Annotated in this window: 20 protein-coding genes and 1 tRNA gene; 8 read left to right on the top strand and 13 right to left on the bottom strand. The window is 62.1% G+C overall.

The features are described 5' to 3' along the window. Positions 1 to 16: 16 nt before the first annotated feature. The 3 genes from D3791_RS13025 to pdhA are packed head-to-tail and all read right to left on the bottom strand — an operon-like array spanning position 17 to position 3,431. Positions 17 to 1,312, bottom strand: coding sequence for a dihydrolipoamide acetyltransferase family protein (locus D3791_RS13025; protein ID WP_172512462.1), 1,296 nt, complete (start codon positions 1,310 to 1,312; stop codon positions 17 to 19). Next, complete coding sequence (locus tag D3791_RS13020; RefSeq protein ID WP_172512975.1) at positions 1,312 to 2,301, bottom strand: alpha-ketoacid dehydrogenase subunit beta; 990 nt, start codon at positions 2,299 to 2,301, stop codon at positions 1,312 to 1,314. Before D3791_RS13020 ends, D3791_RS13025 begins: the two co-directional genes overlap by 1 nt. Before the next feature lie 14 nt (positions 2,302 to 2,315). Beyond that, positions 2,316 to 3,431 carry a pyruvate dehydrogenase (acetyl-transferring) E1 component subunit alpha gene (pdhA, locus tag D3791_RS13015; protein WP_172512461.1) on the bottom strand — a complete coding sequence of 372 codons (1,116 nt, stop codon included), beginning with the start codon at positions 3,429 to 3,431 and terminating at the stop codon, positions 2,316 to 2,318. Between the two features lie 149 nt (positions 3,432 to 3,580). On the opposite strand from pdhA, the gene D3791_RS13010 reads away from it, so the two are divergent. Then, entirely contained in the window at positions 3,581 to 4,057 is a 477-nt protein-coding gene (locus tag D3791_RS13010; RefSeq protein ID WP_022876006.1) for an Lrp/AsnC family transcriptional regulator, read from the top strand. 82 nt (positions 4,058 to 4,139) lie between these two features. Here the strand turns inward: D3791_RS13010 and D3791_RS13005 are convergent, their stop codons facing one another. Next, entirely contained in the window at positions 4,140 to 5,765 is a 1,626-nt protein-coding gene (locus D3791_RS13005) for a solute symporter family protein (protein ID WP_172512460.1), read from the bottom strand. After that, entirely contained in the window at positions 5,766 to 6,110 is a 345-nt protein-coding gene (locus D3791_RS13000) for a DUF485 domain-containing protein (protein ID WP_172512459.1), read from the bottom strand. It abuts the gene before it with no gap. A 195-nt stretch (positions 6,111 to 6,305) separates the two neighbouring features. Between D3791_RS13000 and D3791_RS12995 the strand changes: the two genes are divergently transcribed. The 4 genes from D3791_RS12995 to D3791_RS12980 are packed head-to-tail and all read left to right on the top strand — an operon-like array spanning position 6,306 to position 10,124. Then, complete coding sequence (locus D3791_RS12995) at positions 6,306 to 7,487, top strand: sensor histidine kinase (RefSeq protein ID WP_013348336.1); 1,182 nt, start codon at positions 6,306 to 6,308, stop codon at positions 7,485 to 7,487. Between the two features lie 29 nt (positions 7,488 to 7,516). After that, positions 7,517 to 8,233 (top strand): LytR/AlgR family response regulator transcription factor, encoded by a 717-nt coding sequence (locus D3791_RS12990; protein WP_013348335.1) that lies wholly within the window; start codon positions 7,517 to 7,519, stop codon positions 8,231 to 8,233. A gap of 15 nt (positions 8,234 to 8,248) precedes the next feature. After that, positions 8,249 to 8,656, top strand: a complete 408-nt coding sequence (locus tag D3791_RS12985; protein WP_022876010.1) for a hypothetical protein — start codon at positions 8,249 to 8,251, stop codon at positions 8,654 to 8,656. Further along, positions 8,622 to 10,124, top strand: coding sequence for a sodium/solute symporter (locus D3791_RS12980; protein WP_246242091.1), 1,503 nt, complete (start codon positions 8,622 to 8,624; stop codon positions 10,122 to 10,124). Before D3791_RS12985 ends, D3791_RS12980 begins: the two co-directional genes overlap by 35 nt. On the opposite strand, the gene D3791_RS12975 is transcribed toward D3791_RS12980, so the two are convergent. Next, positions 10,081 to 11,007 (bottom strand): EamA family transporter, encoded by a 927-nt coding sequence (locus tag D3791_RS12975; protein WP_172512458.1) that lies wholly within the window; start codon positions 11,005 to 11,007, stop codon positions 10,081 to 10,083. The two genes, D3791_RS12980 and D3791_RS12975, sit on opposite strands and share 44 nt — an antisense overlap. 39 nt (positions 11,008 to 11,046) lie before the next feature. On the opposite strand from D3791_RS12975, the gene D3791_RS12970 reads away from it, so the two are divergent. Continuing rightward, on the top strand, positions 11,047 to 11,550 hold the full coding sequence (locus tag D3791_RS12970; protein ID WP_172512457.1) for a MarR family winged helix-turn-helix transcriptional regulator: 504 nt from the start codon (positions 11,047 to 11,049) through the stop codon (positions 11,548 to 11,550). A gap of 76 nt (positions 11,551 to 11,626) precedes the next feature. Here the strand turns inward: D3791_RS12970 and D3791_RS12965 are convergent, their stop codons facing one another. From D3791_RS12965 to rpsB, 6 genes are all read right to left on the bottom strand, one after another. After that, the gene (locus D3791_RS12965) at positions 11,627 to 12,199 is read right to left on the bottom strand and encodes a DivIVA domain-containing protein (protein ID WP_022876014.1); all 573 of its coding nucleotides are present in this window, start codon (positions 12,197 to 12,199) and stop codon (positions 11,627 to 11,629) included. Positions 12,200 to 12,323: 124 nt separating this feature from the next. Beyond that, positions 12,324 to 13,577 carry a phosphatidate cytidylyltransferase gene (locus D3791_RS12960; protein ID WP_246242087.1) on the bottom strand — a complete coding sequence of 418 codons (1,254 nt, stop codon included), beginning with the start codon at positions 13,575 to 13,577 and terminating at the stop codon, positions 12,324 to 12,326. Continuing rightward, complete coding sequence (gene frr, locus D3791_RS12955) at positions 13,577 to 14,134, bottom strand: ribosome recycling factor (protein WP_022876016.1); 558 nt, start codon at positions 14,132 to 14,134, stop codon at positions 13,577 to 13,579. The genes D3791_RS12960 and frr overlap by 1 nt, the downstream gene beginning before the upstream one ends. Positions 14,135 to 14,212: 78 nt before the next feature. Next, the gene (pyrH, locus tag D3791_RS12950) at positions 14,213 to 14,935 is read right to left on the bottom strand and encodes a UMP kinase (RefSeq protein ID WP_022876017.1); all 723 of its coding nucleotides are present in this window, start codon (positions 14,933 to 14,935) and stop codon (positions 14,213 to 14,215) included. Positions 14,936 to 15,137: 202 nt separating this feature from the next. Then, positions 15,138 to 15,974, bottom strand: a complete 837-nt coding sequence (gene tsf / locus D3791_RS12945) for a translation elongation factor Ts (protein WP_028268703.1) — start codon at positions 15,972 to 15,974, stop codon at positions 15,138 to 15,140. Positions 15,975 to 16,119: 145 nt separating this feature from the next. Continuing rightward, positions 16,120 to 16,944: a 30S ribosomal protein S2 gene (gene rpsB / locus D3791_RS12940; RefSeq protein WP_022876019.1), complete on the bottom strand. Its 825-nt coding sequence runs from the start codon at positions 16,942 to 16,944 to the stop codon at positions 16,120 to 16,122. A 393-nt stretch (positions 16,945 to 17,337) separates the two neighbouring features. On the opposite strand from rpsB, the gene D3791_RS12935 reads away from it, so the two are divergent. Both D3791_RS12935 and D3791_RS12930 read left to right on the top strand, forming a co-directional pair. Further along, entirely contained in the window at positions 17,338 to 17,877 is a 540-nt protein-coding gene (locus D3791_RS12935; RefSeq protein WP_172512456.1) for a M23 family metallopeptidase, read from the top strand. Positions 17,878 to 17,933: 56 nt separating this feature from the next. Then, entirely contained in the window at positions 17,934 to 18,245 is a 312-nt protein-coding gene (locus D3791_RS12930; RefSeq protein WP_172512455.1) for a hypothetical protein, read from the top strand. Positions 18,246 to 18,299: 54 nt separating this feature from the next. Here D3791_RS12930 and D3791_RS12925 read toward each other — a convergent pair. Then, positions 18,300 to 18,376, bottom strand: a tRNA-Ile gene (locus D3791_RS12925). Positions 18,377 to 18,412 lie beyond the last annotated feature (36 nt).

Raw genomic sequence — 18,412 nt, 5'->3', positions numbered from 1 at the left:
CAACATCTCCTACTTCTCAAATAAAAATATTCATCAATCCAGGGTCTTCGAAAACCGAACCGACACCTGCGAGGAACTCGCTTGCTTCCTTGCCGTCAACCACCCTGTGATCGAACGACAAAGCCAAAGTCGTGGTATGGCGAAGCGCTACTTCATCTTGATACTCCCAAGGCCTGCGTTTCACTTGGCCTAGTGCCAAGATCCCCGCCTGGCCCGGAGGCAGGATCGGCGTACCGGCATCCACGCCGAAAACTCCGACGTTCGTGATGGAGAAGGTCCCTCCGGTCAATTGAGCCGGAGCAAGCGTTCCGGCACGTCCCTGGGCAATGATCTCGCTCAGCGCCGACGCCAATTGCGGCAGCGGCAGATCCTGGGCATTCTTCACAACCGGAACCAGCAATCCGCGGTCGCTGGCCACGGCCATCCCGAGATTCACCGACCCGAACTCGATGATTTCGTCCGCCTTCTCATCCCACGTTGAATTCAACGCGGGATAAGTGCTCAACAGCCTCGTCACGACCAAAGCAGCCAGGGTGGTGAAATTCAGCTTCACGTCCTTGAGCAAACGGTGGGTACGCAACCGCTCGATCAATGCCATCGATTCGGTGACATCCACGGTCAGGAATTCAGTGGCATGGGGAGCGGTAAAGGCCGACTGCACCATGGCCTTGGCAGTTGCCCGCCTCACTGCAGTGATCTTCACATGCCGGTCTTCCGCCACCGCAGGTGGACTTGCCTCTGCAACGGCCGGAACGCTCGGTGATCCCCCGGCGTCAATGGCTTCTTGGACATCGCGGCGAAGCACCAAGCCGTCTTCACCGCTGCCGGTAAGGGCCGAAATATCCACGCCATGATCGCGGGCGAGCTTGCGCACCGGCGGCGTGCATCGAGTTACGGCGCGGCGCTGTTCTTCATGACGTTCGGTGCTCGGAGTACCCGGCGTGCCCGGGTTCTTCGCTGAGCGGGTCTTGCGTTGCGGCCGGGTCCCGGATGCGGCAGGAGCACCGTAGCCGACAAGCGTCGGGGTGCGCTCCCCCGCCGCCGGTCCAGGTTCACTGGCCTTGGCAGGCACCTCATCGCCGAAAGTGACCAGCGGTCCGCCAACTTGGACGACTTCTCCCTGAGCAGCATGAATCTGCTGGACCACGCCGGCAAAGGGCGATGGCAATTCAACCACTGCCTTCGCCGTTTCCACTTCGGCAATCACCTGGTTCAGCGCAACATGCTCGCCCACCTTGATTTTCCAGTTCAGCACCTCGGACTCGGTCAGCCCCTCGCCAAGGTCAGGAAGCTTGAATGTCTGATCCGTCATCACTGGGCAGCTCCTTTGCTTGCCTCATGGTGCCGCATCACGGTATCCACCGCGTGCATCACTCGATCCAGGTCCGGTAAGTGGTGGCTTTCAAGCCGCGATGGCGGATAGGGAACATCAAATCCGGTCACACGCAACGGTGCGTGTTCCAGGTAATCGAAGCAGCGCTCGGTGATCTCGGCGCAGATTTCCGCGCCCAATCCACTGGTGCGGCTGGCCTCATGGACCACCACCAGCTTGCCGGTGCGTTGCACCGACTGTGCCACGGTCTCGATATCCAGCGGATCCAGGCTGCGAAGATCAATGACCTCCAGGCTCGTGCCCTCGTCTTCTGCCGCCATGGCAGCATCAATCAAGGTGTAGGTGGTTGGCCCGTAGCCGACGACGGTGACATCGGTTCCGGAGCGGATGACCGTTGCCTTGGGCGAGGCATCCGGTTGGACCTCGCCCAGTTCCGCATCGCTCTTCTCGTGGTACCGGCGCTTGGGCTCGAAGAAGATCACCGGATCATCGCAGGTGATTGCCTGGCGAAGCATCGCATAGGCATCTTCCACGCTGGATGGTGCGAAGACCCGCAGGCCCGCGGTATGGGCAAAGTAGGCTTCAGGGGATTCGGAGTGGTGCTCCGGCGAACCGATGCCGCCGCCGTAAGGGATGCGCACGGTCACCGGCATGTTCACCCGCCCGCGGGAACGGTAATGCAGCTTCGCCAGCTGGGAGACCAGTTGGTCAAAAGCCGGGTAGGTGAATCCGTCGAATTGGATCTCCACCACCGGACGGTAGCCACGGTAGGCCAGCCCGATGGCAGTACCGACAATTCCGGATTCCGCCAACGGGGTATCGACAACGCGATGCTCGCCGAATTCGGCTTTGAGCCCATCGGTCACGCGGAAGACCCCGCCGAGGGTTCCGATATCCTCGCCAAGCAGGATGACCTTGTCATCCTCGCTCAGCGCATCATGCAGCGACTTGTTCAGTGCCTTGAGCATGGTCGTGGCCACGGCTATTCACCACCTTCAAATTCAGCCAGATAATCCAAGTAGTTCTTCGCCGCGCGTTCGGTGGGTTCATGCGGTTCGGCATAAACGTTGGTGAACAGCTCTTCTACCTTCGGGTCTTCCATGGTGGTGATCGCGGCGCGCAGCTTGGCGGCCATCTCGTCGGCGGCGTTCTGCGCTCGCTGTTCATAGGACTGAACATCCGCGCCCATTTCGTGCAGGTATTTCACCAGGCGGTCGATGGGATCCTTGGCCTTCCACTCTTCGAGCTGTTCGCTCTTGCGATAGCGGGTGGGATCATCGGCCGTGGTGTGCGAACCCATGCGATAGGTGACCGCTTCGATGAAGGTGGGCCCCAGCCCATGGCGGGCATGGGCCAAGGCGGCCTTGGTTGCCGCGTAGACCGCAAGGATGTCGTTGCCATCCACGCGCCAGGTTTTCAAGCCGAAGCCGTGGGCGCGGTCGGCAATGTTGGTGCGGCTTTGCAGTGCCACCGGCTCCGAGATGGCCCATTGGTTGTTCTGGCAGAAGAACAGCACCGGGGCCTGGTAGCTGGCGGCGAAGACCATGGCTTCGTTGACATCGCCCTGGCTGGTGGCACCATCGCCGAAGTAGGCAACGGAGACCTGCTCGCCGCCATCGAATTTGATGCCCATGCCATAACCGGCGGCGTGCAGCGCCTGGGATCCGATGACAATCTGCTGGCAGGCGATGTTGACCTCGTTCGGGTCCCAGCCGCTGGCCTGGGCTCCGCGCCAAACGCTGAGCAGATCCTCGGCCTGCACTCCCCTGGCCCATGCCACGCCATGTTCGCGGTAGGAAGGGAAAATGAAATCGTCGTCATTGGTGGCGCGCACCGAACCGATTTGCGCGGCCTCCTGCCCGAGCAAAGGGGCCCACAGGCCCAGCTGGCCTTGGCGTTGCAGGGCGGTGGCTTCATTGTCCATCCGCCTCAGCACGACCATGTCGCGCAGGAAATCCGCAAGGTCCGCCTCTTTGAGGTCCTTGAGATGGTGGTCAAGTTCTTCGTCCGGGATTCGTTTCCCGTCGACGTTCAGCAGCTGATGCGTTGGTAGGCTTCCAGCGGCTACGTCCATGTGCTGTGTGGACACGATCGGCATCCTAACTCTCACGTAGTCGGTGGCAGGATTCTTCGTCGAACCCCGCTTAATGTGATGCTACTCACGCAACGCAAGACGCACAATGGCGATTCTGAAATTAGCGCAAAACGCCCTATTTATCCCTCCGGCACAGTGCTAACGTGCTCATTATGCACCTCTTGGACATGACTGACCGCCGGATATTGCTCGCCCTGGCCACCGCAAAAAAGCGCACCGGCTCGGCGATCGCGACGGCGCTGAATTTGGGGCGCAATACCGTGCAAACGCGCATGACCCGCCTGGAGAACGAAGTCCTGGACTCCCCGGACCGCCGGATTCCGCCAGCCGCCCTGGGCTACGGCCTGCTTTCCTTCATCGAATTGCACGTCGACCAGCGCTACCTTGAAGAGATTTCAGCCAAGCTGGCCACCATCCCCGAGGTCCTCGAAGCCCACGGATTAACCGGCAACGCCGACATCCTGGTGCGCGTGGCCGCCAAGGACGCCGAACAGCTCTTCCGGGTGCACGGCCAGCTGCTGCATATTGACGGGGTGAACCGGGCGGATTCCGCCCTGTCCATGGCGCAATTGGTCCCCTACCGGACCACATCATTGCTGCGCCATTCGCTGAAATCCTCCAGCGACTAGCATCACTGGTTAAAGCCCTGGAGCCCAACCGGATTCGGTTGGGCTCCAGGGCTTTCAGGCGTGCGGCTCGCGCCGGTAGCCTCTAGTGGTCGACGGCCTTCTCAGCGCCAACACCGGTGAGCGAACGAACTTCCATTTCCGCCTGCTTGGCAGGATCCTCGGTGCCCTTATCGGTCACCGAACCCACCCAGCCGAGCAGGAATGCCAGAGGAATCGAGACGATGCCCGGGTTGGCCAGCGGGAAGATCGCCATGTCGATGCTCGGGATCATCGAGGTTTCCGAACCGGAGAAGACCGGCGAGAAGATGATCAGCAGCAGCGCGGAGCCCAAGCCTCCGTACATGGACCATACTGCGCCGCGGGTCTTGAAGCCCTTCCAGAACAGCGAGTACAGGATGGTCGGCAGGTTTGCCGAGGCGGCCACCGCGAAGGCTAGTGCCACCAGGAAGGCCACATTCTGGCCCTGGGCGCCGATGCCGCCGGCGATGGCGAAGACGCCGATCACCAGAACCGTGCGGCGAGCCACCTTCATTTCCTTCTCCGGGGTGGACTTGCCCTTGGCGATCACCGAGGCGTACACATCGTGGGCGAAGGAAGCAGCTGCGGTGATGGTCAGGCCGGCAACCACCGCGAGGATGGTTGCGAAGGCCACCGCGGAGATCAGGCCCAGCAGGACGGTGCCGCCCAGTTCGTAGGCCAGCAGCGGTGCCGCCGAGTTCACGCCGCCCGGGGCGGCCTTGATCCGCTCCGGGCCGATCAGCGCGCCGGCACCGAAGCCCAGCACCAGGGTGAACAGGTAGAAGGCGCCGATCAGCCAGATGGCCCAGACCACCGACTTGCGGGCTTCCTTGGCGGTAGGAACGGTGTAGAAGCGCATCAGCACGTGCGGCAGGCCTGCGGTGCCCAGCACCAGGGCCAGTGCTAGCGAGATGAAGTCCAGCTTGGAGGTTTCCGAAACGCCGTACTTCATGCCCGGGTTCAGGATCTCCGGGTTGCCGGCCACTTCAGCTGCCTTGCCCAGCAGTTCGGAGAAGTTGAAGCCGAACAGGGCCAGCGTCCACACGGTCATGATCAGCGCGCCGGCAATCAGCAGGCAGGCCTTGATGATCTGCACCCAGGTGGTGCCCTTCATGCCGCCTACCAGCACGTAGAGGATCATCAGTGCGCCAACGATGACGATCACCAGAGACTGGCCGAACTTCTCGTCGATGCCCAGCAGCAGGGAGACCAGCGCACCTGCGCCAGCCATCTGCGCCAGCAGGTAGAAGACGCACACCGCGAGGGTGGAGATAGCCGCAGCGATGCGCACCGGGCGCTGCTTGAGGCGGAAGGACAGCACGTCGGCCATGGTGAACTTGCCGGTGTTGCGCAGCAGCTCTGCGACCAGCAGCAAGGCAACCAGCCAGGCGACCAGGAAGCCGATCGAGTAGAGGAAACCGTCGTAGCCCTGGATGGCGATAGCGCCGACAATGCCCAGGAAGGATGCCGCCGAGAGGTAGTCGCCGGCAATGGCGGTGCCGTTCTGCGTTCCGCTGAATGAGCGGCCGCCGGCGTAGTAGTCGGCTGCGGTCTTGTTGTTCTTGGAGGCACGGAGCACGATCACCAAGGTGACGCCCACGAAGGCCAGGAAGATGGCGATATTGACCAGGGGGTTGCCGACCTGGGTCGACTCGCCTGCGGCCTGGGCCAGGATGCTGAGCTGGTTCATTTAGTTCACTCCCTCGCGCTCAAGGCGTTCGCGGATGGCGGTGGCCTTCGGGTCCAGCTTCTTGTTCGAGAAGCTGACGTAGGCAGCGGTGATCGCGAATGTCGACACGAACTGCAGCAACCCGAGAACAATACCCATGTTGATATTGCCGAGGACCTTGATGGACATGAAGTCATGGAAGTAGTCGGCCAGCAGCACATAGGCGAAATACCAGACGAGGAAGAAGATGGCCATCGGGAAGACGAAGCTGCGGTGGGTCTTGCGCAGTTCCTGGAATTCCGCCGATTGGCTCTCCGTAACAAAATCGACGTCGCCGGTGACGTCGTGTTCCGGGTTGGCACTCATTGATGCCCTCCTTGAGCGAGTTTGAGATGTGATCGAGCGCACATCTGTTGTGTGACTCATTTCACTATTGGCGAAGATTCCGTTCGCGACTAGGGGTATCCGGTGGCGCGTGGCTCAACGGGGCGAAATCTGCGCCCAACGGCGCATTGGGCACCGTTCAGCGGTCCGCGCTCAGCGGGGCTCTAAGATGGGATCATGTCTCCAGCGTTGCAAGTCACCCTGATCGCGGTCACCGTGGTGCTTGGCATAACCATCGTCGGCTACTTCGGCTTCAAGATCTCCCGCTCGACCAGGGAGATGGGCACGGACGCCGAAGAGGCGACCTATAAAACGCTGCACCACATGTCGGTGGCGGTCCCCCACCTTGAGCGCGGGCTCACCGAGGAAGGCGCGGCCAAGAGCGCCAAGGCCCTGCGCCGGCTGCTGAACTGCCAGGTGCTGCTGATCAGCGACACCTCGCGGATCCTGGCCACGGATGCCGGCATCGACTTCACCGCGCAGCTGGAGGAAGATGCCTCCAAGGCCTCGGCCAGCACCCTGGCCACCGGGAAGACCCAGGTGAAGCATTCGGCCGGCATGGATATCGTGGCCGCGCCGATCACCGTCGGCGATCAAGGCGTGGGCACCGTCGTGGCACTGTCCGTGCGCGCCGGGGCCAGCTTCGTGCGCGCGGTATCGGAGGTGGCGGTCTTCGTCTCCGCCCAGGTCTCCACGGCGCAATTGGACGAATCCAGGGCCATGCTGCTCGAAGCCCAGATGCGGGCTCTGCGCGCGCAAATCTCCCCGCACTTCATCTACAACTCGCTGAACGCCATCGCTTCCTTCATCAATACCGATCCGGCGCGCGCCCGCGAACTGGTGATCGAGTTCGCCGATTTCACCCGCTACTCCTTCAGGCGCCGCGGCGAATTCACGACCCTGGCCGAAGAGCTGGAAGCGATCGACCGCTATCTCCTGCTGGAAAAAGCCCGGTTCGGCGAACGCATCAAGGTTTCCCTCCAGATCGCGCCCGAGGTGCTGCCCACCCAGATACCGTTTTTGGCCCTGCAGCCGCTGGTGGAGAATGCGGTGCGCCATGGCCTGGAAGCGCGGCCCGATGGCGGCGTCATCTCGATCACCGCCACCGAGGATGGCCTGCATGCGGTGATTTCGGTGGAGGATGACGGAATGGGCATGGATCCCGAACAGTTAGCCAGCGTCTTGGCGGGGACCACCACCACCATGCATGTGGGGCTGCGCAATGTCGACCTGCGCCTGCGCCAGCTCTACGGGAACTCCAACGGATTGGTGATCGAGACCGCTCCGGGGGCCGGAACGCTGATCACCCTGCGCGTCCCCAAATTCCGCGCGCCAGACACCAGCGGCCAAGATGTTTAGAAAACCATGGAAAACGGTAGAATTTTCGCATGATTAATGTGGTCGTGGCCGATGATGAACTCCCGGCAGTAGAAGAGATCTCCTTCCTGCTGAGCCAGGATTCGCGGATCGGCAAGATCCACCGGGCCACCTCCGGAGCCGCGGCCCTCAAGGCACTGGAAGAAAACGATGTTGATGCGCTCTTCCTCGACATCCATATGCCTGCGCTCTCCGGTCTGGATATCGCCCGGGTCATTTCCCGCTTCACCCATCCCCCGCTGATCGTTTTTGTCACCGCCGACGAGGACCAGGCCCTGCAGGCCTTCGAGCTGGCCGCCATCGACTACGTGCTCAAGCCGATCCGCCCGCAGCGCCTGGCCGAATCCGTGCGCCGCATCTGCGAGCTGGTGGAGGAAACCCCGGCCAAGCCCGAAATGATCACCGTCGACCAAGGCGGCATCACCAAGCTGATCCCGCGCAGCGATATCGCCTATGTGCAGGCCCAGGGCGACTACGCCCGGCTGCACACCAAGGATTCGAGCTACCTGATCCGCGTCCCGCTCAACGACCTGGAGCAGCAGTGGGGCGAATCCGGCTTCGTGCGCATCCACCGCTCCTACCTGGTGTGCATGGACAAGATCGAAACGGTGCGACTGCAGACCGGCAAGGCCGCGGTGATCGTCCATGGCGCGGAACTGCCGATTTCGCGCCGCGCCCTGCCCTACCTGCGCGAGCGCCTGGCCGCCAACCGCGTTCGCCCGCTCTAGGATCCCGGGCCGCCAGTGCACAGATCCGACGCCGGGCCACAGCCCCAGCCCCATGAGCCTCCCGGGCGTTTTGCCCAGCAGCGTCCGCAGCGAGTGCGCGTGCAGGCGCCCCAGGATGCCTCGCTGCTGCCGCCGAACCAGAGCCCGGAGCATACCGCCGAGGAATTCTACGTCCGCCAGCTCATCCGCTCCCAGCTGCGCCTGGCCTGCGCGGTGGCCGCGGGCCTGCTGGCCCTGCTGGTGGGCATCTGCTCGCTGCTGGTCTTCTGGCCGGTGGTCTCGAATATCCAGCTGTTCAGCATCCCGTTGCCCTGGTGGGTGCTGGGAGTGGGCATGTACCCGCTGATCATCGTCGCCGGCTTGCTTTACAACCGGGCGGCGGCGCGCAATGAGCAACGGTATCGGAGCATCAGCCGTGGCTAGCGCGCTGTCGATCTCCGCGCTGGTGGTGGTCTGCCTGACCACCATGCTGATCGCCTTCTACGGGTTGCGCATCTCGCGCACCACTTCGGATTTCTACGTCGCCTCGCGCACCGTGCGCCCGTGGTGGAATGCTTCGGCCATCGGCGGCGAGTACCTGTCGGCCGCTTCCTTCCTCGGTGTGGCCGGGCTGATCGTGCTCTCGGGGCAATCAGGGCTGTGGTTCCCGATCGGCTATACCGCCGGGTATCTGATGCTGCTGCTTTTTGTGGCCGCACCGCTGCGCCGCTCCCGGGCCTATACGATCCCGGATTTCGCGCAGATCCGCTTCGAGAATTCGCCGATGCTGCGCAAGCTGACCACCTACCTGGTGGTGGTGATCTGCTGGCTCTACATCGTTCCGCAAATGCACGGCGCGGCATTGACCCTGTCGATCGCCACGGGCCTTCCGGGCTGGGTCGGGCCAGTGGTGGTGGCGGCGGTAGTCTGCGTGACGGTGCTCTCCGGCGGCATGCGCTCGGTGACCTTTGTCCAGGCCTTCCAATATTGGTTCAAGCTCGCCGCCCTGGTGATTCCGACGATCTTCCTGCTGGTTCGCGCCATCCCCCAGCAGTCTGCCGGCGAACGCGCGCACAGCCTGTATGCGCAGCTGGAATCGGTCAATACGATGAACCTGTACGAAACGGTCTCGATCATCCTCGCGCTGCTCTTCGGCACCCTGGGCCTGCCGCATGTGCTGGTGCGCTTCTACACCAACCCCTCCGGCCAGACCGCCCGCACCACCACGGTGATCGTGCTGTGCCTGCTCTCCGCGTTCTACCTGTTGCCCACCACCTTGGGGGTCCTGGGGATTCTCTATACCCCGGAGCTCGGCGCGAACAACGAGACCGATGCGACGATCCTGCTACTGCCGGCCCGGCTTTTTGACGGATTCATCGCCGATGCGCTGACCGCCATTGTGGTCGGCGGCGCCTTCGCCGCGTTCCTTTCCACCACCTCGGGCCTGGTGGTATCGCTGGCCGGCGCCATCTCCCAGGAGTTCTTCTCCGGCACGGTGCGCGGGTTCAGGATCTCCACGGTGCTTGCCACCGCCCTGCCGGTGCTGATCGCGGTGCTCACCAGCTCGCTGGCCTTGGCCGGGGCCATCGGCAATGTTTTCGCCTTCACCGCCTCGACGATCTGCCCGCTGCTGCTGCTGGGGATCTGGTGGCGTTCGCTCACCGCCCGGGGCGCCATCGCGGGGCTGTTGGTCGGAGCGATCACCTGCGGGGCGTCGTTGATGATCGGGATTTTCCTGCCTGCCACCGACCAGTGGTGGATCCACCTCTTGCGCCAGCCTGCGGCGTGGAGCGTGCCTTTGGCCTTTGCGGTGATGATCGCGGTTTCGCGCGGCACCCAGCGCGCTGTGCCCGGCAATGTGGAGCGCGTTATGGCGCTGTTGCATGTGCCGGATCGCGGGGCGAAGTTCTAGCTGGTGCTCTTTTGGCCAGCAGCCCCAGGAGCACGCCGGAAAGCACCATGGCCATGCCGCCCAGGCTTTGCAAGCCTAGGGTTTCGGCCGCCAGCAGCGTTCCCAGAATCACGCCGGTCACCGGATTCAACAGGCCTAGCAGACCCACGGTGGCCGAGGGCAAGTGCCTCAAGCCGCTGAACCAGGCGAGGAACGCGGCCGCGGTCGCGACAATGCTCAGGTAGCCGAAACCCAGGACCGCGGAGAGATCCAGGGCCGGCGGCGGTCCCTGGATCAGCCAGGCGAAGGGCAAGAGCAACAGGCCGCCGGCCACCAGCTGCCAGGCGGTGGTATCCAGGATCCGTTGCCCGCGGGACCATTTCTTGGCAAGGATGAAGCCAAGGCTTGAAATGGCCATGGCGGTCAAGGACAAGAGAATCCCGAGCATGTTGATGCGGCTCTGCCCGTCGAACACCATGATCGCCACGCCGAGGAAGCCCAGCGCGGCTCCCAGCAGCGGCCAGCGGGTCGGACGCTCCCCCAGCAGCGGCCAGGCCAGGAGCATGAGCACCCCGGCCGACACGGCCATCGTGGTCGCGGCGATGCTGGAGGGCAGTATCTGGGCGACCGCATAGACCAAGGCGAAAAACGCGCCGATATTGAAGGTGCCAAGAAGCAGGGATTTCCACCACCAGCTGCCCTGCGGCAACCGGCGGCAGGCCAGCAGCAGGATCAGTCCTGCCGGCAACGCCCTGAATACCCCGCCCCACAGCGCCGCGTCCGTTGGCAGGTACTCGCGGGTGACGTAGTAGGTTGATCCCCATGCAATGGGTGCGATGGCGGTGAGGGCCAGCCTGCCGAACGGCAGGCTCCGGGCAGCCCGGTGCGCAGAAATAGTTTCCATGGAAACTATATTAGCTTCCTTGGAAACTATAATAAAGACATGGAGCATTTAGACCATGTGGGGCGTATCCAGCAGCAGTGGGCCACCGAGCGTCCCGATCTGGATCCGAGACCCCAGGGAATCATCGGCAGGCTGCACCGGCTGGCAATCTTCCTGCGCGAAGAAGTCTGCGCGGTATATGCGGAGCACGGGCTGACCGAAGCCGAGTTCGATGTACTGGCAACCCTGCGTCGCAGCGGGGAGCCCTACTCGCTGGCCCCCAGCGAGCTCGCCGCCCAAACCATGGTCACCTCGGGAGCGACCACCAAACGGCTGGACCGGCTGGTCTCAGCCGGCTATGTGTCGCGGCAGCATGACGACGGCGACCAGCGCCGGCGCCGCATCAGCCTGACTGCCCAGGGCAAGAACAAGATCGACGAGGTCATGACCGACCACCTCGCCAATGAAGCACGCTTGATCGCTGAGCTGTCCGCCAACGAGCAATCCGCCTTGGAAGGCGCCCTGAAAAGCTGGCTGAAGCACTACGAGCCGCCTCAGGGATGACATAAGCCGCGAGGGCGGGCAGGATTTTCTCCTGCCCGCCCTCGCGGCTTGTACTAGGTACCCTTCTGGGCTCGTACTAGTCGATGGATGCCATCAACTCGACCACGCGATCGAGGAAGGCATCAACCTGGGATTCTTCGTAGCCGTCGGTACCCTGCGCGGAGCGGAACTCAACGCGGCGCACGGCGTCCACGGCCATCGGCACATCGTTTTCGAAGTAGTCGATCAGCTGGTCGCAGAGCCGGTCGACGTCTTCGACGTTGTAGCTGGAGGCGTTGGAGCGCGATGGGCGGCGGAAGCGCTCGCCCTTGGCGCGGTGCAGGCGGCCACGCAGAATGGCTGCCAGGCGTCCAACCTGCTGCAGCCAGACCTCTTCTCCCTGATGGGCGATCAGGTCATCGCGTTCCCGCTTGGCGAAAACGTCTTCAAGCCGATCCAGCGCGCCATCCACTTCGCGGGCCTGGTATCCGCCCTTTTGCGGGGCGAACGTGGTGCGGCGAATCAGGTGGCTGGTGACCACGCTGTCGTCGTTTCCCCCGCCATTGAAGGTTGCCCGGGCACGGCTGAGGAACGCATCAACCTGCTTTGCGTTGTAGCCGAACTCGGAGTCCGGTACGCGGGAAAACGGAGCATCTTGCTGCTGCGACACGACAGTTCCTTTTTCTCTAGAGAGACGTCAGTGGCGTGCCGTCCGAAGACGGCACCCCACCCATTCTATTTGCTCGAGCCGAACTTGGCTCATTGGCCACACCAGATTCGGTGCCACGCAGGGATCAGAAGACCGCAACGCTCCAAGCCAGAAGGTGCGAAATCAAGTACCCCAGCGGGATGACAAAGAGCACCGAATCCAATCGGTCCATGATTCCGCCATGGCCGGGAAGCAGATTGCTCATATCCTTGATGCCCAGCTCGCGCTTGACCATCGACTCCGCGAAGTCGCCGGTGGTGGCCGCGATGGTGGTGAAGAACGCGAGGATCACGCCGGCCCACCACGGCATATCAAGCCAGAACACCATGGCGCAGGCGCCGATGATCATCGATCCGAGCATCGAGCCGCCAAAGCCTTCCCAGGACTTCTTCGGCGAGATCTTCGGAGCCATCGGATGCTTGCCGATCAGCACGCCCACGATGTACCCGAAGGTATCGTTGGCGACCGCCAGCAGCAGGATCGTGGCGATAAGCCACTGGCCGTTCTCCCCTTCAAGCATTAACAGCGCGAAAGACAGGAGCAACGGTATCCAGCTGATGATGAACACGCTGCTCATCACCGAGGCCACTGCGCCCTTGAGCCCTTCCATGAGCCGGAAGAGCAGGGCTACGAGAATACAGGCGACAAAGCTGAATCCGAGCGCTTCCACCCCGCCGAGCACGGCGCTGACCGGCAGCATGATCGAGGCCAGGTACAGCGGCACCTGAGGCACCGCGGTTTTCGCATGGGTCGTGGCTCGCGCGACTTCCCAGCAGCCGATGCCGCTGAGCACGGTGACGGCGAATACCAGCAGCGGCTCGTAGAGGAACAATCCCCCGAGCACCACGCCAAGGAGCACTACGCCGACGCCGATGGCCGCTGGCAGGTTGCGTCCTGCCCGCGACTTCTTCGGCTCCGGATTGCCGATCAGCAGCTCCGGCGGGATCGCCGCTTCCTGCGCATCGGGTTCCCCGGTTTCCGCCAGGTCCTCGGAGTCGCTGTGCGGTGGCTCCGGCTTGTCAGCCGCCACCGGATCCGTGGCCGGCTTGGACTCAGGCGCCGCGGAGGGCTGTTCCTTGTCGGCTTCGAATACGATCTTGGCGCGCTGCTTGGCGTGGGCGGTCGTGGCCTGGTTCTGCTCGCGCGCCACGGGCGCCTCGGGCATTACGGGTGCCGCGCTGTCGGCGGGCTGGCTCGGGGCGCCCTTGCGCTTCCTGGCCTTCTCTTCGGCCTCGCGCAGCGCGCGGGCTTCACGCCGAGTCATCGGCTGGGCGGTACCGGATGCCACTGAGGGCACCGCCGAAGCGTTGCCCTCAGTGTTCTCTGTCGAGCCTGGCATTAGACGTCCAGCAGCTCGGCTTCTTTTTTCTTCAGGATCTCGTCGACCGAATCAACGTGCTTCTTGGTCAGCGCATCGAGGTCCTTTTCTGCACGGGTACCCTCGTCTTCGCCGATTTCGCCGTCCTTGACCAGCTTGTCGATGGTGTCCTTGGCCTTGCGACGGTGGTTGCGCAGTGCAACGCGTGCGTCCTCGCCCTTGGACTTGGCCAGCTTGACGTATTCCTTGCGACGTTCCTCGGTCAGCACTGGAAGCACCACGCGGATCATCTTGCCATCGGAGGATGGGTTGGCGCCGACTTCCGGGTCACCCAGGGCCTTCTCGATTTCGCGCAGCGCGGTGACGTCGAATGGGGTGATGGTGATGGTGCGTGCTTCAGGAACTGCGAAGGAAGCCAGCTGCTGCAGCGGGGTTGGCGAACCGTAGTAGTCGACCATGACCTTCGAGTACATGCCTGGGTGGGCGCGACCGGTACGAATCGTCGCGAAGTCCTCCTTGGCGGCATCAATGGTGCGTTCCATCTTTTCGGCGGTCTCCGCCAGCGTTTCCTCAATCACCGGTACTCCTCAAGTACTTCATCTGTGCTTCCGCAACGGGAAAATAAATCTACTTCAATCCTAGGCCACGATCACCGATTAAACGGTGACGGTGGTGCCGATCCGCTCGCCGCGAATGGCGGCAGCCACGTTTCCTTCGCCTTCCATGCCGAAGACGAGCATATCCAGCTTGTTGTCCTGGCACATGGTCATGGCGGTCTGGTCCATCACGCGGATGTTCTTCAGCAGTGCTTCGCTGTAGGTCAGGGTGTCCAGCTTCTTGGCGCTTGGATCCTTCTTCGGGTCAGCGGTGTAGACGCCATCGACGCCCGACTTGGCCATCAGCACCTCGTCCGCGTCCACTTCCAGCGCACGCTGGGCGGCGACGGTATCGGTGGAGAAGTATGGAAGGCCTGCCCCGGCGCCGAAGATGACTACGCGGTTCTTTTCCATGTGGCGGATGGCGCGGCGCGGGATGTAGTTCTCCGCGACCTGGGCCATGGCGATGGCCGACTGCACGCGGGTTTCAACGCCGCACTGTTCCAGGAAGTCCTGCAGGGCCAGGCAGTTCATGACGGTGCCGAGCATGCCCATGTAGTCTGCGCGGGAGCGATCCATGCCGGCTGCCGAGAGCTCGGCGCCACGGAAGAAGTTGCCGCCGCCGACAACGATGGCCACTTCAACTTCACCCACGGTTGCGGCGATCTGCTGGGCAACGCCGCGCACGGTGTCCGGGTCAACGCCGACCTTGCCGCCGCCGAACACCTCGCCGGAGAGCTTGAGCAGGACGCGACGACGTTTGGTTTCTGGGGTGGTTGGCATAAGTTGTCTTACTCCTGGAGGTCGGAATCAAGCTGTGGGTAGTACATCCCAGTTCCCAAGTTATCTTGTGATCCGGGCTCAAGAAAAGGGAGGCGAGTCACCGAGTTATTTCTCGGTGCTCACCTCCCTTTGTCTTGTGCGCTCAGATTCCCCTGAGCGCGTGTCGCTTAGCGCGTGTTGATAGTGCCTGAAGCTCTAGGGCTTAGGCGCCAACACGGAAGCGTGCGAAAGCAACTGGCTTGGTGCCAGCTTCTTCGAAGACCTTGCCTACGGACTTCTTGGCGTCCTTGGCGAAAGCCTGGTCAACCAGGACGATCTCCTTGAAGAAACCGGTCAGGCGGCCTTCAACGATCTTGGTCAATGCAGCTTCTGGCTTGCCCTCTGCGCGAGCGGTCTCGTCAGCGATACGGCGCTCGTCGGCAACCTTATCTTCTGGAACCTCTTCGCGGGACAGGTAGGTTGGAGCCATTGCAGCGGTGTGCACAGCAACGTCGTGGGCGACGGTTGCAGCAGCTTCGCTGTCTGCATCCACAGCCATCAGAACGCCAACCTGAGCTGGCAGGTCCTTGCTGGTCTTGTGCAGGTAAGCAGCAACCTTGGCACCCTCGATGCGGGCAACGCGGCGGACAACGATCTTCTCGCCGAGGATTGCGCCCTCTTCGATGACGGTGTCGCCGATGGTCTTGCCGTCCAGCTCGTAAGCCAGCAGTGCTTCTGCATCTGCAGCGCCGGAAGCCACAGCGGCATCCAGGACCTTGGCAGCCAGAGCGATGAACTTCTCGTTCTTTGCGACGAAGTCGGTCTCGCAGTTGATCTCGACCATTACGCCAACGGTACCTTCGACCTTGGCAGCAACCAGGCCTTCAGCGGTCGAACGGCCTTCGCGCTTGGTAGCGCCCTTCAGGCCCTTGACGCGAATGATCTCGATGGCCTTCTCGGCGTCGCCGTTAGCCTCGTCCAGAGCCTTCTTAACGTCCATCATGCCGGCGCCAGTGCGCTCGCGCAGTGCCTTGATATCAGCAGCGGTGTAGTTTGCCACGTGCAATCCCATTCAGCTAGGAGTTTCAAGTTTGATTTGCTTGTGGGACGGGTCGGTTCTCCGGCCCGTCCCACAAGACTTGGCAGAGCTCGCCTCAATCAACACGCTAGTGTCTCAAGGCAAACTCTTAGAGTCACGCAGGTGACTACTTGGCTTCTGGAGCCTCGGTTGCAGCTTCCTCAGCAGGAGCCTCAGCCTTGGCCTTCTCGCCCTCAAGCAGTTCGCGCTCCCACTCAGCCAGTGGCTCAGCGGCACCCTCAGACTTACCTGCAGCCTTGTTGTTCTTGGCGATGAGGCCTTCAGCCACAGCGTCAGCAACAACGCGGGTCAGCAGGTTGACGGAGCGGATAGCGTCGTCGTTGCCTGGGATTGGGTAGGTAACTTCGTCTGGATCGCAGTTGGTGTCCAAGATGGCAACAACTGGGATGCCCAGCTTCTGAGCTTCGTCGATAGCCAAGTGTTCCTTCTTGGTGTCAACGATCCAGATAGCGGAAGGGGTGCGGGTCAGGTTACGGATACCACCGAGGTTGTTCTGCAGCTTGGTCAGCTCGCGCTTCAGCAGCAGCAGTTCCTTCTTGGTGTGGCCCGAGCCAGCAACGTCCTCGAAGTTGATCTCTTCCAGTTCCTTCATGCGCTGAACGCGCTTGGAAACGGTCTGGAAGTTGGTCAGCATACCGCCGAGCCAACGCTGGTTCACGTATGGCTGGCCAACGCGGTTAGCCTGCTCAGCAATGGATTCCTGAGCCTGCTTCTTGGTACCAACGAACAGCACGGTGCCGCCGTGAGCAACAGTCTGCTTCACGAACTCGTAAGCGCGGTCGATGAACGACAGCGACTGCTGCAGGTCGATGATGTAGATGCCGTTGCGCTCGGTGAAGATGAAGCGCTTCATCTTTGGGTTCCAGCGACGGGTCTGGTGGCCGAAGTGGACGCCGCTGTCAAGCAGCTCTCGCATGGTTACGACTGGCATGTCGCAACTCCTTTCAGCAGTGGCGGACCGGGCACAGGTGCGCCCGCGGTAACTGCTCTTGGTTGTTCGGGTTGATGCAGATAGCCATTGTGGATATCCGCCCTAGCATGAGGGCCGAAGATGCTTGGCATCTCGCCGTCGGTCCACCGATTCTCTCGGACCACTGGAACCTCAGGCCACAGCCATTTTGACCGTGGAACCTCATACGCGAAGTCAGTCTCTTGCCCGTTGCATCCAATTTTGGACACACCTATGACAGGAAACTGCTGTTTCAAGTGTACTACACGCATTGGTTCTCACAGCACGCAGAACCGTGATCTAGAGCCCATCGGCTTACCCACAATCCGACGCATTTTTCGCTATCTGCCTCCCGCTTCATTCCACGCTATAAGAATGAAAACTCATCCGGCACTGAAACCAGCCAAGCTTCTGGCGCTCACCGTGGGAGTGATCCTGTTTGCAACCGGGGCGTCAACGGCACAACAGCCTCCGCCGCAGATTCCGTCTGCACTGAGAACGGCCGATGGCTGGCGATGGCCGTTGGCGGGTGAACCAAGGATCGCCGAGCCCTTTGACAAGCCGGCCGAGAACTGGCTCCCCGGGCACCGCGGCGTCGATCTCGCCGCCGCCGAAGGAGATAAGGTCTTCGCTCCACAGCGAGGGCAGGTGACTTTCGCATCGAGAATCGTCGACCGCCCTGTGATGGTCATTGATCACGGCAACGGATTCAAGACCAGTCTCGAACCGGTCACCTCGGAGGCGGAGGTGGGCGATTGGGTGGCTGCCGGAGCTCACGTGGGAACGGTGTCTACCGGAGCTCATTGCTCATCCCGGTGCATCCACTGGGGCGTGCGTTTGAATGGCGAATATATCGATCCGGTTCTGCTGATCCGGGATATGCGCCCGTCAATCCTGTTGCCGCTGGAGCAATAACAGGCCCGGCCCGGTACGATGAAGGCACCTGGAGAGTAGATCGGCTGGAGCGGGCGATGAAAAAAGCGTTAGCCATAACAGTGTGCGTCGTGATCCTGTTGCTTGGCGTGATCTACGGGCTCTCGGACGACGATACAAGAACGAACTTCGGGATCATCCCCTGGATAGTATTCCCGCTCGCCGCGGCTGCAGGCCTCATCCGCCGCCTCATTCTCGCGCGACGCCAGGGCAATCTTCGCCAAGGCTTTGAACCGCTGGGCGATGCCGGCATCACCATCGAAAACATGGTCATGGGCAAAGACCCGGACTCCCGTCCTGGAACTATCCAGCATGCAGGGAAGCCACACCCGGAAGATCCGCTGAACTGAACACAAGAAAATCGCCCGATAACTCGTTGACACAAGTTATCGGGCGATTTGCCTTGGTAGGGAGTATGGGACTTGAACCCATGACCAAGGGATTATGAGTCCCCTGCTCTAACCAACTGAGCTAACTCCCCACATGCGTTCGCAGCACGAAGCCGTAACCACACTCG

Origin of the sequence: Glutamicibacter mishrai, assembly GCF_012221945.1 — a bacterium.
Lineage (GTDB): Bacteria > Actinomycetota > Actinomycetes > Actinomycetales > Micrococcaceae > Glutamicibacter > Glutamicibacter mishrai.
The sequence above is the reverse complement of the archived record's forward strand: the minus strand, read 5'-3'. Positions and strand labels throughout refer to the sequence as shown.